Source organism: Shewanella sp., from assembly GCF_048265805.1.
Lineage (GTDB): Bacteria > Pseudomonadota > Gammaproteobacteria > Enterobacterales > Shewanellaceae > Shewanella.
The window spans coordinates 1-13,337 of record NZ_JBLXAT010000002.1; the positions used below are offsets into that span (position 1 = coordinate 1).

Sequence of the window (13,337 nt, forward strand, 5' to 3'; positions counted from 1 at the left end):
CACGAGTTGTGATAGCGCATTAGCACGAACCGATATCAACAGGAACAGCCAAAACAATACCAAGGTTGGCACTTGGGAAAACCCTGATGAAGACGGCGATGGCGTCCCTGATGAACTTGATGACTTTCCTTTTAATCCCAGTCGCGGCCGACTGCCTACCATTGAAGAAGAAGAGTTCAATAATAACGTTGGTCAAGCCAATATCGTCGGTGAACTGCCATTTCGAGTCAGCGGTGTCATTGGTACGCCAGTAGATATTGACGACTTCAAATTCACTATCACTCAAGAACAAGTGGACAGCGAGCGGTCTATCACCACCATTCAAGTCAATTCAAGCACTATTCAGTAAGGTGTGATTAAGCTTTGCAGGCTGTAGAGTTACATTGAAGCGATTAGACAAGGCTGTCACTACAACAAGAGGAACTGATTATGAAAGGCTGGATGATTAGCGCCAGTTTACTTGTTTGCCTATATGCAACAGCGGTTAATGCTACCCAGATTTCGCAACTCAAGTTTAGCGATGCTGGCATGGAGAAATGTATTAACGATGCCGCCGCCATTTACGGTACTACCGAGGTCGAAAAACTCGAGTTTGTGCAATGTAGTGTACAAGGCCCTATTTCATTGAAAGGGTTGGGACAATTACCAAAACTGAATTCGTTGATCATCAGCGGTGGCGAGATACATGATATTGATGCGCTAACCGACGCCAAAAAGCTGGAGATGCTGATGTTTAATAAGTCCAGCGTTCCGAACTTTGGCACACTTACACAACCCAAATTGAACTTAGTGCTGAGCCACATACAATCCGATGACTGGCAACGACTGAAGCAGTTACATCTAGGCAGTATCTCTATTCACAATTCGGTCGATTGTGCGGACTATAAACCACTGGCACACGATGATGATGTCATTTTGTTGAGTCCAGATATTGGCGCAGAAGCGATTGCCCAAGGCATGAGAACGAGTCAGCAATATCCGGATAAATTGTTGCTGATGATGGACTGTCCTGTCGATACGTTGAAATAACTACCGAGTTTCGCTTGGGACACTATTAACTCCGCCTTAGACTGGCAATGCAAGTTAGCGAAGGTGTGAATAAGCCCCGTGCGTGCTCGGCGTGAGCATACAGCTTGCAGATGCAAGGCGCTGTTTGCCGCGAATGGTGAGCCCTTTGCAAAAATTGCAATGAAGCTGTAGGCCACGCCCTACGGGGATTGGTAAGCTCATGTATTTCTTCGTTAGCCAACTTATCCATGCTCCAGCATGCCCGCTGTTAGCGGCCTTGAACTGCTATGGCTTACCAATCCAGAGCGGCGCGAAGACTTGTTCGCGCTTTCCCTAGGGCTACCTTATCCACTCAGCACTCACATCATTTCCGCCGACGAGCCACGTAATATTTTGGCAACATTTAATTAGCGTTTCGCTATACATCCGCCTCATGCTTCGGTTAGCCTTAGCCACAAGCCAAGATAACAATGGGAACATCATGAAAATCAAAACTATGCTGGCAAGCAGCGTACTTATTTGCAGTACTGCTTTGTCAGCACACGCCGCTGAAGTTAAGACGCTCGTCCAGCAAGTGCAGCCAGATGTTGTGCAATGGCGTCACCATTTTCATCAATATCCCGAGTTATCTAACCGCGAAGTTAACACAGCCAAATATGTCGCCGACTATCTCAAAAGCTTAGGGCTTAAGGTACAAACTGGTGTGGCGCATACAGGGGTTGTGGCAATTTTAGACAGCGGTAAACCAGGCCCAGTGGTAGCGCTACGTGCCGATATGGACGCCTTGCCAGTTAAAGAGCTGGGCAACCTGCCCTATCGCTCCACCGAAATGGCAGAATATAAAGGCCAGCAAGTTCCGGTAATGCACGCTTGCGGCCATGACACGCACATGGCCATGCTGATGGGGGCTGCCACCGTGTTAGTGCAGATGAAAGAACAACTGCATGGCCAAGTGAAATTTATCTTTCAACCAGCAGAAGAAGGCGCGCCCGTGGGTGAGCAAGGTGGCGCAAAATTGATGGTGCAACAAGGCGTACTGAAACAACCGGATGTGGATGTTATTTTTGGTCTACATATCAATTCGGCCACCGATGTTGGCACCGTCAAATATCGCCAAGGCGGCATTATGGCGGCGGTTGATCCGTTTAAAATTGTGGTGAAAGGCCAGCAATCTCATGGAGCTTATCCGTGGACCAGTGTTGACCCTATCGTTACTGCATCGCAAATTGTGATGGCGTTGCAAACCATTGTGAGCCGCGAGTTGGTGCTGATCGATAATGCGGCGGTAGTCACTGTAGGCATGATCCAAGGCGGTAACCGCAGCAATATCATCCCGAGTGAAGTCACCATGGAAGGCACCATCCGTACCTTGAATCCTACCGCGCGTGCACAGGTATATGAGGCGATGCAACGCAAAGTAAGTACCATTGCGGCCAGTATGCGTGCCTCGGTCGAGCTGACGCTGCCATACGGTGATAGCTATCCCATTACCTACAACCAACCAGAATTAATGGAGGAGATGTTACCCACGTTAGTCCGTACCGCAGGTAGTGAGCATGTACAACAAGCGGTCGCGGTGACTGGCGCAGAAGATTTCTCATTTTTTCAAGAACAAGTCCCGGGGCTATACCTGTTTGTGGGCGGTAAACCGTTAGATTTGCCCGCCAATCAAGCGCCAGCGCATCACACGCCAGAGTTCAGTGTCGATGATGCCGGCATGCCGCTTGGTGTGGAATTGCTGACCAATCTCACCCTAGATTACTTGCAACAGCATCCCTAATCCGTTACTGAGGTCGGCCAGTCGTTTTTGGCTGACCTCACAAAACACCGCAAAAGGTGACTTAAATCACAAAATAACTTACATAAGTTAGCTTATCCAACTTAACCTTTCCTAATTTCCTAAAGATTTCCAGTAAGTTACCAGAGTGTTAGTTTAGCGCCGTTTTAAAACAGCGAACTCCAAAAGCAGCACAGACTGATAGGAGTTCATCAGGGCCCAGCCCACTACCTGTTTGCGCTGGATGCGCGCTTTTCTCACAGCAGTGTCCTCCGCTGAATAACTATCAGAGCTAATCACTATGAAAAAAGTCAAACTGACACTACTTACCGCCTTGGTAAGTGCTGCTGCCGTGCTGAACCCAGCACAAGCAGATGAACAGCAAGTTGATGTCCTGCTCATCGGCGGTGGCATCATGAGTGCTACTTTAGGTACCTATTTACAAGAATTAGAGCCAGGCTGGTCTATGACCATGGTTGAGCGTCTTGACGGCGTAGCCCAAGAGAGCTCTAACGGCTGGAACAACGCGGGTACTGGTCACTCTGCGTTGATGGAATTGAACTACACCCCAGAAATGCCAGATGGCAGCATCAACGTTGAAAAAGCGGTGAAAGTGAACGAAGCGTTCCAAATCAGCCGCCAATTCTGGTCATATCAAGTTAACAACAACGTGATGCACGATCCTGAGTCATTCATCCGTACTGTTAACCACATGAGCTTTGTATGGGGTGACAAGAACGTTAACTTCCTGCGTAAACGTTACGCTGAACTGCAAAAGAACACCCTGTTCCAAAGCATGGATTACAGCGAAGATCCAAAACAGATCGCCGAATGGGCGCCACTGTTGATGGATGGCCGCGACCCTAACCAATTGGTTGCTGCGACTCACTCAGTGATTGGTACTGATGTGAACTACGGTGAAATCACTCGCCAATTAGTGGCCAACCTGAAAACCAAAGCTAACTTCGATCTGCAACTGCAAACTGAAGTGCGTGATCTGCACCAAAACGCGGATAAGAGTTGGACGATCACCGTGGCTGACTTAGCTAACGATGAAGAAGAGCACACTATCAACGCTAAGTTTGTGTTCATCGGTGCTGGCGGCGCGTCACTGCCATTGCTGCAAGCTTCTGGCATCCCAGAAGGCGATGCTTATGGCGGCTTCCCTGTTGGCGGTCAATTCCTGATCACTGAAAACCCAGAAGTGGTTAAACAGCACGTCAACAAAGCTTACGGTCAAGCTGAAGTAGGTGCACCACCAATGTCAGTGCCACACTTAGATGCTCGTCGTATCGACGGTAAAGAAGTGTTGCTGTTTGGCCCATTTGCAACCTTCTCTACTAAGTTCCTAAAAAACGGTTCAATTTGGGATCTGTTGGGTTCAACCACTACTGATAACATCATTCCGATGATGAATGTAGGTCTGGACAACTTCAACTTGGTTCAGTACCTGATCCAGCAAGTCATGCTGGACGATGATGACCGTTTCGCTGAACTGCAAAAGTATTATCCAAAAGCGAAGAAAGCAGATTGGAAACTGTGGACTGCTGGTCAACGGGTACAGATCATTAAGAACGATCCTGAAAAAGGCGGTCGTCTGCAATTTGGTACCGAAGTGGTTGCCGCTAAAGATTCAACCTTAGCTGCGCTGCTAGGTGCATCACCAGGCGCGTCAACTGCTGCTCCTATCATGCTGGGCGTGATGGAAAAAGTATTTGGCGACAAAGTAGCCGGAGAGTGGAATGCCAAGCTGAAAGAGATCATTCCTTCTTACGGTACCAAGCTGAACGGCAACGTAGCAGCCACTGAGCGTGAACTGACTTACACCAGTGAAACTCTGCACCTGCAGCTGCCACAAGCGCCAAAAACTGCAGCACCAGCGGGTGACGAAGCAGTGACTATGCCAAAGAAAGAAGATGTTGCTAACATCGAACTGTAATCAGCCAAATCTGGTCTGATTCAAACAAGCCCTACTCAATTGAGTGGGGCTTGTTATTTTCTAACAACCCCACATGTAGCACGTCAAAGACCACTGAATTAGTGTTAATTACCATACGTTGTCACCATAAATTCCGCTTAGAAAAATCGCTTGCTATCGAGCGTATGTAAAAAAGTTGCAACAATTATTAATTCTGTAAAAAAATTACTCGACGTTAGTCGTATAGAAGAATGAACACCTGCCTACAAAATAATTACGTAACTATTTGATTTTAAATACACATAGAGCATTTACTCAGTAGTAAAATACTGCCATTGGTCACCTATACCCCCCTCTTTACAAGGCGCTAAAAAACCATAAAATTGACCAACATCACAGTTTTAGTTGCTTAAGTTAACTTAACAGCTCAGCAGACAACGTGTGTTTCAAACATATACCGTCACTTAAGTTAACGGCAGTTTAGCAAGCATGTCTCACCGGATCTTATGCCACATAACCCAAATTATGTAGCCAAGCAGAGGATGCTCCCGCTCACTAACGGACAGCGAGTGCGTACCCCTACTTTTGATACTCAGTGACTAAATGCCGTGCAACAATCACAGAGCGATATCAAAATGAGAAAAGCAAAACGTATAAGGCTCCCTCTGCCTGCAAGTGTTTCATCATTTTTTAATTCTGCCCATCAACAAGCGCCCGAGCAGGTTGATGTGTTGCTGATTGGTGGCGGTATTATGAGTGCCACTATGGGCACCTACCTGCAGGAACTGGCGCCCGACTGGACCATTCTGATGGTGGAACGGTTAGATGATGTAGCCAAAGAGAGTTCTAACGGTTGGAACAACGCTGGCACAGGCCACGCCGCCCTCGCAGAGCTAAACTACACCCCACAAATGCCTGATGGCAGCATCAACATTGATAAAGCGATTAAGGTTAACGAATCCTTTCAAATCAGCCGTCAATTCTGGGCACATCAAGTCGAAAGAAAAGTGCTCGGCAATCCTGAAACCTTCATCCATACCGTTGACCATATGAGCTTTGTTTGGGGTGATGACAACGTCGCATTTCTCAAAGCCCGTCATGAAAAACTGAAAAACCATCCGTTATTCCAGAACATGGAATATACCGAAGACAAAGAACAGCTCAGCCAATGGTCACCACTCTTGATGGAAGGTCGCCCAGCGGATCAAAAAGTGGCGGCAACTCGCTCTGGCATGGGTACCGATGTCGACTACGGCGCAATTAACCGTCAACTGGTGCACAGCTTACAAAAACACCCCAACTTCATGCTGCGGGTGAATAACGAAGTCCGCAAACTGCAGCAAAATGCGGACAAGAGCTGGACGGTGAAAATGTATGACCTCGTCACACACCAACAACGCACCGTGATTGCCAAGCAGGTGTTTATTGGTGCGGGTGGCGCGGCATTGCCATTGCTGCAAGCCTCGGGCATTCCAGAAGCCAATGGCTATGGTGGTTTCCCTGTTGGTGGTCAGTTCCTGATCTGTGACAACCCTGAGGTTGTCAAACTGCATAATGCCAAAGCTTATGGCAAGGCTGAAGTCGGCGCACCGCCGATGTCAGTACCGCACCTTGATACCCGCCATCTCGATGGTAAAGATGTGTTGCTGTTTGGTCCGTTTGCCACCTTCTCGACCAAATTTCTCAAAAACGGCTCGCTGTTTGATTTGATCCGTTCCACCACCACCAAGAACTTTTTGCCGATGACGCGCGTGGGGTTAGATAACCTCAATCTGGTGAAATATTTGATCAGCCAAGTTCGCCAAAACGATAACGACCGCTTTAATGAACTACGCAAATACTACCCAAACGCTAATAAGGCTGATTGGACGCTGTGGACTGCGGGACAACGGGTACAGATCATCAAAAAAGACCAACGTCGTGGTGGTCAATTGCAGTTTGGTACCGAAGTGGTCGCTGCGGCCGATGGCACCCTAGCCGCGCTGTTAGGCGCATCGCCTGGCGCATCAACCGCCGCGCCGATTATCATGGATGTGCTGAGCAAAATGTTCCCTGCGTTAGTACAAGGTGAATGGCGCGACAGCTTAAAAACTATCATTCCATCCTATGGCATGCCGTTGAGTAATGATCTGCAAGCCAGCTGTGATAAATTCAACTACACCAGTGAGATCTTACACCTGCACAAACTGCCTAACGCAGATAGCACCACAGCGCTGCAAAGCAACGTGCCAAGTAACGAACAACAGATCGCCTCATAAACATAAACACGCCTTATCTGACTCCTTGCGCCTTGCGCGAAAGGAGTCAGATCCGCTCACACAATCTCACGCTAGTCACTTTACTGTCATATTGCTTTTCTAACATGCGTCCCAATGCCCAATTGATTGATAGGACTCATTTTGAAACGCACCCTGCTTGCTTATTTACTGCCGCTGCTGGTTACCCCTGTGGTTGCTGCCGATTGGACCGATAGACACGCCAGCGGCGACCTGAGCCAAACAGGTGGCGCGCGCCGTCTACAACAAGATATCACCAACGATTTAAAAGCCTCGCTGAATAACAAACAGGCGAAGAACGTGATTCTCTTGATTGGCGATGGCATGGGCGACTCCGAAATCACCATTGCACGCAACTATGCGCGTGGTGCCGGCGGCTTTTTTGCAGGCATTGATGCCTTGCCGTTGACTGGCCAGTACACCCATTATTCACTCGATAAAGACACACATCTACCCAACTATGTTACCGACTCAGCCGCCTCAGCCACGGCGTGGACTACTGGCACTAAATCCTACAATGGTGCAATTGGCGTAGATGTTTACGGTAATGCTAAGGCGAGCTTATTAGAACTTGCCAAAAAGGCAGGCAAAGCCACGGGTAACGTATCTACCGCAGAAATCCAAGATGCCACGCCGGCGGCCGAATACGCCCATATCTCACAACGTAAATGTTATGGCCCAAGCGCCACCACCTTAAAGTGTCCCGAAGCCTCGCTGAAAAATGGCGGGTTAGGCTCTATCAGCGAGCAGTTGCTCAACGCTCGCCCCGACGTAACCCTAGGTGGTGGTCGTGAAACCTTTGATGAGAAAGCGCTCGCGGGAGATTGGCAAGATAAGACATTGATGGAACAAGCGTACGATCGCGGCTTTCACTTTATCTCTACCGCTGATGAGTTAGCCGAGGTTGAAGTCGCCAACCAAAAAGCACCGCTGCTGGGGCTGTTTGCCCCCGGTAATATGCCAGTACGTTGGCTAGGGCCAAAAGCGAGTTATCACGGCAACTTAGACAAAAATCCGGTGATATGTAAGCCTAACCCTGCCCGCACTAGCGACATTCCCACGTTAGCCCAGATGACCGACAAAGCGATTCAACTGCTACAGCCGAATAAAAATGGCTTTTTCTTGCAGGTGGAAGGCGCATCTATTGATAAGCAAGATCATGCCGCCAATCCATGCGGCCAGATTGGCGAAACCGTTGATTTAGATGAAGCCGTACAAGTGGCGCTGAAGTTTGCTAAAGCGCAAGGCAACACCTTAGTGATTGTTACTGCCGACCATGCCCACTCGTCACAAATCATCTATCCTGATGCCAAAGCGCCTGGGCTAACCCAAGGCTTACTGACCCATGACGGCGCCAAGATGAGTATTAGTTATGGTAACTCTGAAGCAGGCAGTATGGGCCACACTGGCACCCAGTTACGCATTGCGGCTTATGGACCACATGCGGCGAACGTGGTCGGCCTCACTGACCAGACCGATCTGCACTTTACCATTTTGGATGCATTAGGCATCAAGCATTAATGAGGTTTGATACAAAGGAGGCTCTCTTCGCTCTCAATGAGGGCCTTCTTTTTCCTCACACGACTACTGAGAGTCATGCAAGACCAGCTCGCGCCTAATCCCCGCCAAGCGCCCATCACTCTTTCAGTTTTTCGCGATGACGGATCACTGGAAACATCCACATCCACGCGGCAACCACCACTAACGTGCCCACGCCACCAATCACCGTGGCACCAACCGCCCCTAAGGCAGCCGCTAACATACCCGATTCAAACTCACCCAATTGGTTAGAGGTATTGATAAAAATCGAGTTAACCGCTGTCACTCGGCCACGCATCTCATCTGGAGTTTCCAGCTGCACTAGCGCACCACGGATCACCATACTGACCATATCAAACGCCCCAAGCGCAAATAGAGCGATCAGCGATAGATACAGGTTGGTGGATAGCGCAAACACTAAGGTGGCTGCACCAAACCCCGCTACCGCGCCAAACATGATCTTGCCGACTTTCCGTTCCAGCGTATACCGCGCTAACCAGAATGACATCAACAACGCTCCCACCGCGGGCGCGGCACGCAATAGACCTAAGCCCCACGGCCCCGTGTGCAGAATATCTTTGGCAAAGATAGGCAATAGCGCGGTGGCGCCACCAAGCAGCACCGCAAACAAGTCGAGTGAAATCACCCCGAGGATCACTGGCCGCGCGCGAATAAACCGCACGCCCGCAAATAAATTCTCAATATTCATTGGCTGCTTTTTATGGATTTGATGGCGATAATGCAGACCGCTCAAAGCAATGATAGACATCAGATACAGTGCCGCCGCCAAACCATAGGCCACCACCGGCCCACCGATATACAGCAAACCACCCAGCGCTGGGCCAGCAATGCTTGCCATCTGAATCCCCGAAGAGTCCACCGCCAACGCGCGCGGTAACACTTCATCTGGCACCAATGCGGGTAACATCGACTTTAACGCTGGAAATTCAAACGCCTTAAACACCCCGATGATAAACACCAGCAGCAAAATCCAGTATTCACTCAACAAACCAAACCAACTGCCGCCCACCAGCAATAGCAGCGCAACCCATTGGCAGGTTTGCGTCACCATCACGATATTACGTCGATGTACCTGGTCGGCCACATGGCCCGCAGGTAAGGCTAACAATACCGAGGGAATAAATTGCGCTAAGCCGATTAAGCCTAAACTGAGGGGATCGCCCGACAAATCGTAGACCTGCCAACCCACGGCCACCGACAACACCTGAAAACCAAACGCCGAGCTCAAGCGGGTGATCCAATAGCGCCAAAATGCGGGATAAGCTTTGAGTGACGCCGATGCTGCCGCCACCTCAGAAATTGCACTCATAGATTAAATGAATATTAAAAACGAGGAGAAGGCTGATGCTAACACGAGCAGACATACTGCTCTAGTCACATTTCATACAGTGCTAATTTAATATTAATTAGCCGCCTTCCCTGCCGGAGGCTAATGATGTTGCAGCAGAAATTCACGAAATTGCGCTGCGGGCATCGGCCGCGCAAGATAGTACCCTTGTACCTCATCGCACTGATATTGTGCCAATACGGCTAATGCTTCAGCGGTTTCTACCCCTTCGGCTATGGTCTTCAAACCCAGCCCTTTAGCCATTTGAATAATGGCGCGCACAATTGCCGCGTCATCTTCATTGTTGATAATGTCACGCACAAATGACTGGTCGATTTTCAGTTTGTCCACGTCAAAACTCTTCAAATACTGCAAGCTGGAATAGCCCGTACCAAAGTCATCAATGGTGAAGTAAAAACCTTGCTGCTTCAGCCGTTTTACCGTAGTCAACACACTATCGGTGTCGTGGAGCATAATTGACTCAGTCAGTTCCAGTTCCAGCATCTGCGGTTGAATGGCCGCTTGCTGCACCGCCTTAATAACCGCTTGCTCGATGTTGCCACGGGCAAATTGCAACGCCGATAGATTTACCGCCACCACCGGCGCCAACATGCCTAAATCTCGCCAGCGTGCCACTTCGTAGCAAGCCTCTTGCAATACCCAATCACCTATCGAAACAATTAAGCCAGACTCCTCCGCCACGGGAATAAAACTGGCGGGCGAAATCATCCCCGCTTCGGGATGACACCAGCGAATCAACGCTTCCGCGCCAATGACTCGTCCGGTGCTTATCTCAATCTGCGGCTGGTAATATAGCTGAAACTCTTGCTGCTCTAGCGCCTTACGCAATCCAGTGGCAAGATTGAGTTGCTCTAACGCCTCATAGTTCATCTCCTCATTAAAGAAGCGATAAGTGTCACGGCCTTCCGATTTAGCGCGGTACATCGCCATATCCACTTTTTTCAACAAAGTATCAAAGTCACTGCCATCATCAGGGCATAACGCAATGCCGATAGACACAGACAAGCGCAACTCGGTCTCGGCGATAACGTAGGGCGCAGCGAGTTGCGCCATCAATTGATTGACCACCCGTACACACACATCAGGATGGTTAATACTCGGCAGCAGTAAGATAAATTCATCACCACCTTGGCGACTGACCGTATCAACGTGGCTGGCTACTGCTTTGATTCGTTCGGCAGCTTGCACCAGCAACTCATTGCCTACGCCGTAGCCTAAGGAATCATTGATAGTTTTAAATCGGTCAATATCGATTAGTAGCAAAGCCACTTTGTGATGTTCATGCTCAGCCAACGAGATGGCTTGCAGTAAACGGTCTTTCAGCAGTTGGTAGTTGGGCAGTTTGGTCAGAGAATCATGCAAGGTGAGAAACAGCGCTTTTTCTTCCGCCAACTTAAGATCATGCACATCACTAAACATCCAAATGCTGCCGTCTTCTGGGCGCTGTGGGTTGTTGGCTTTTCCCGTCAGTTCACATAGAAATTCACTGCCATCAGCACGGGTTAACATCACCTGCGCGCTGTAGCGTTGACCATCTTTCATCGCGCGGTAGGCATTGCGCCCTAATGCACGAAAGGTATCGTCTTGTTGATAAATTATTCGGGTACTTTGCCCGTTTAGCGCATTGGGTTCGTAACCTAACATCTGCTCAAATTTACGGTTACAGGACTCAAAAATTCGGTCGCGAACACTGGCAATACCCACTAAGGCGGTATCCAATAACGCCGCTTTCTCTGACAGCAGTTTATTCATTAATGCTTCATTGCGCTTACGCTCGGTAATATCGCGCCCCACCAGCACGCCATAGCTGTGACGATCAACCCGCGCAATATTAAAGCTCAACTCCAGCCAAGCATCGGGATGCAATTTACCGCCTTGGGAGATTAAAAAATGATGCGGTGTCTTCGGCATATTGCGCCCAACCACCATGTCCCGATGTAATACGGCAAAAATATGCTGACAATCATTACAAAACTCAAGCTTGCTGAAATGCTGCCCGACTAACTGCTCCACCGAGCAATTTAACCATTGCGCCAACGCTAAATTGGCATCGGTGATCACACCCGCGGGCATATCAATTAACACCACAAAGTCTGAGGTGTGATTCAGTAATGTATGGAAGCGTTGTAAACGTTCCATGTTTTGCCGTAACTGCGGATAGTAGCTCTTGCGAGCTGACCGCTCCCCTAACCCAATGATACTGACTTTACGTTGCTCCCACTTTGCGATTTCATCGTCAGAGGGCTTCGCCATAGATCACCTTTAGATCATCAATATTGGCATGTCGCGGATTCGTCACTAAACAGGCATCATTCACAGCGTGGTGCGCAAGGTCAGCAAGATCACCATATTTGACCCCACAGCTACTCATCTTGTCGCTAAGCCCGAGCACTCTGCGCTTATCTGCCAGTGCAGAGGTAATGAGCGTGGCGCGTTGTTGCTCATTTAGGCCACGGATATTTAAGCCCATCACCGTGCCAATGCGCTGATAACGATCAGGTTCAGCTCGAATATTAAAACGGATCACATGGTCAAGCAGCAGCGCGTTACATTCACCATGGGGCAGATCTAAATAACCGCCCAGAGAATGCGCCATCGCATGCACCGCACCTAGGCTGGCATTGGAAAATGCCAGTCCCGCTTGTAAGCTGCCCAGCAACATGTTTTCGCGCGCCGCTAACTCGGTTGGCCGCGTCACAGCCGCTTCGAGGTTATTCCATAACAGTTCGATGGCGGCGAGCGCATGCACATCCACAATCGGAGAATTAGCGGTAGACACAAACGCCTCAATGGCGTGGGTCAACGCGTCCATGCCAGTACAGGCGGTAAGATGACGATCCAACGTCAAGGTGGTTTCAGGATCGATCAACGCCACATCTGGCACCACAGTTTTACTGATAATGGCCATCTTGTAGCGTTCAGGTGAGTTAACAATAATACTGAACTGCGATATATCGGCCGAGGTGCCCGCAGTAGTAGGAATACAGATCAGCGGTGGTCCAGGAATATCCACATTGTCTACCCCTTCAAAGGCGTGTACCTCGCAGCCATTGGCGTAAACAATACCGATAGCTTTGGCGCAATCGATCACGCTACCGCCGCCGAGCGCGACAATCACATCACACAACTGGTCTTGATAAAACTTAGCGCCAGCCATCACCTCATAATCTTTTGGATTCGGCGTCAGTTGGCTAAACACCACCGACTCGATGCCCTGCTCTGCTAAGTCCTGCTCCACCTCTTTTAGCCATCCTGCTGCAATTACCCCTGCGTCCGTGACGATAAGTACCCGTCGAGCCAGCATATTGCGGGCGTAAACGCCCACTCGATGCCTAGCTCCGGCACCAAAAATAAATTCTGGTGCGACAAACTTACGCATCTCATACAGCGGCATAGCACAACCTCTATTATTGAGTTCAACCTTTATGAAGTGTAGACCAGCCGCAATAT

Annotated in this window: 8 protein-coding genes and 1 pseudogene; 6 read left to right on the forward strand and 3 right to left on the reverse strand. The window is 49.3% G+C overall.

The features are described from left to right. The 6 genes and pseudogenes from ACN0TT_RS01240 to phoA form a co-directional block, all read left to right on the forward strand. Window positions 1–349: pseudogene (locus ACN0TT_RS01240) on the forward strand (hypothetical protein); the annotation flags it as partial. A gap of 80 nt (window positions 350–429) precedes the next feature. Beyond that, the gene (locus ACN0TT_RS01245; protein ID WP_417760331.1) at window positions 430–1,029 is read left to right on the forward strand and encodes a hypothetical protein; all 600 of its coding nucleotides are present in this window, start codon (window positions 430–432) and stop codon (window positions 1,027–1,029) included. Between the two features lie 460 nt (window positions 1,030–1,489). Beyond that, window positions 1,490–2,788: an amidohydrolase gene (locus ACN0TT_RS01250; RefSeq protein ID WP_417760332.1), complete on the forward strand. Its 1,299-nt coding sequence runs from the start codon at window positions 1,490–1,492 to the stop codon at window positions 2,786–2,788. Window positions 2,789–3,086: 298 nt separating this feature from the next. Beyond that, window positions 3,087–4,724, forward strand: a complete 1,638-nt coding sequence (mqo, locus tag ACN0TT_RS01255) for a malate dehydrogenase (quinone) (RefSeq protein WP_417760333.1) — start codon at window positions 3,087–3,089, stop codon at window positions 4,722–4,724. A gap of 614 nt (window positions 4,725–5,338) precedes the next feature. Further along, complete coding sequence (mqo, locus tag ACN0TT_RS01260) at window positions 5,339–6,961, forward strand: malate dehydrogenase (quinone) (protein WP_417760334.1); 1,623 nt, start codon at window positions 5,339–5,341, stop codon at window positions 6,959–6,961. 141 nt (window positions 6,962–7,102) lie between these two features. After that, window positions 7,103–8,500: an alkaline phosphatase gene (gene phoA / locus ACN0TT_RS01265; protein WP_417760335.1), complete on the forward strand. Its 1,398-nt coding sequence runs from the start codon at window positions 7,103–7,105 to the stop codon at window positions 8,498–8,500. 115 nt (window positions 8,501–8,615) lie between these two features. On the opposite strand, the gene ACN0TT_RS01270 is transcribed toward phoA, so the two are convergent. From ACN0TT_RS01270 to ercA, 3 genes are all read right to left on the reverse strand, one after another. After that, on the reverse strand, window positions 8,616–9,848 hold the full coding sequence (locus ACN0TT_RS01270) for an MFS transporter (RefSeq protein ID WP_417760336.1): 1,233 nt from the start codon (window positions 9,846–9,848) through the stop codon (window positions 8,616–8,618). Window positions 9,849–9,968: 120 nt separating this feature from the next. Next, entirely contained in the window at window positions 9,969–12,140 is a 2,172-nt protein-coding gene (locus tag ACN0TT_RS01275) for an EAL domain-containing protein (RefSeq protein WP_417760337.1), read from the reverse strand. Next, the gene (ercA, locus tag ACN0TT_RS01280) at window positions 12,124–13,281 is read right to left on the reverse strand and encodes an alcohol dehydrogenase-like regulatory protein ErcA (protein WP_417760338.1); all 1,158 of its coding nucleotides are present in this window, start codon (window positions 13,279–13,281) and stop codon (window positions 12,124–12,126) included. Before ercA ends, ACN0TT_RS01275 begins: the two co-directional genes overlap by 17 nt. Window positions 13,282–13,337 lie beyond the last annotated feature (56 nt).

Excerpts from the sequence above, each read along its gene's own strand:
- ACN0TT_RS01270 (WP_417760336.1), bottom strand. The coding sequence starts at position 9,848 with ATGAGTGCAATTTCTGAGGTGGCGGCAGCATCGGCGTCACTCAAAGCT.
- mqo (WP_417760334.1), top strand. The coding sequence starts at position 5,339 with ATGAGAAAAGCAAAACGTATAAGGCTCCCTCTGCCTGCAAGTGTTTCA.
- ercA (WP_417760338.1), bottom strand. The coding sequence starts at position 13,281 with ATGCCGCTGTATGAGATGCGTAAGTTTGTCGCACCAGAATTTATTTTT.
- ACN0TT_RS01275 (WP_417760337.1), bottom strand. The coding sequence starts at position 12,140 with ATGGCGAAGCCCTCTGACGATGAAATCGCAAAGTGGGAGCAACGTAAA.
- mqo (WP_417760333.1), top strand. The coding sequence starts at position 3,087 with ATGAAAAAAGTCAAACTGACACTACTTACCGCCTTGGTAAGTGCTGCT.
- ACN0TT_RS01250 (WP_417760332.1), top strand. The coding sequence starts at position 1,490 with ATGAAAATCAAAACTATGCTGGCAAGCAGCGTACTTATTTGCAGTACT.
- ACN0TT_RS01245 (WP_417760331.1), top strand. The coding sequence starts at position 430 with ATGAAAGGCTGGATGATTAGCGCCAGTTTACTTGTTTGCCTATATGCA.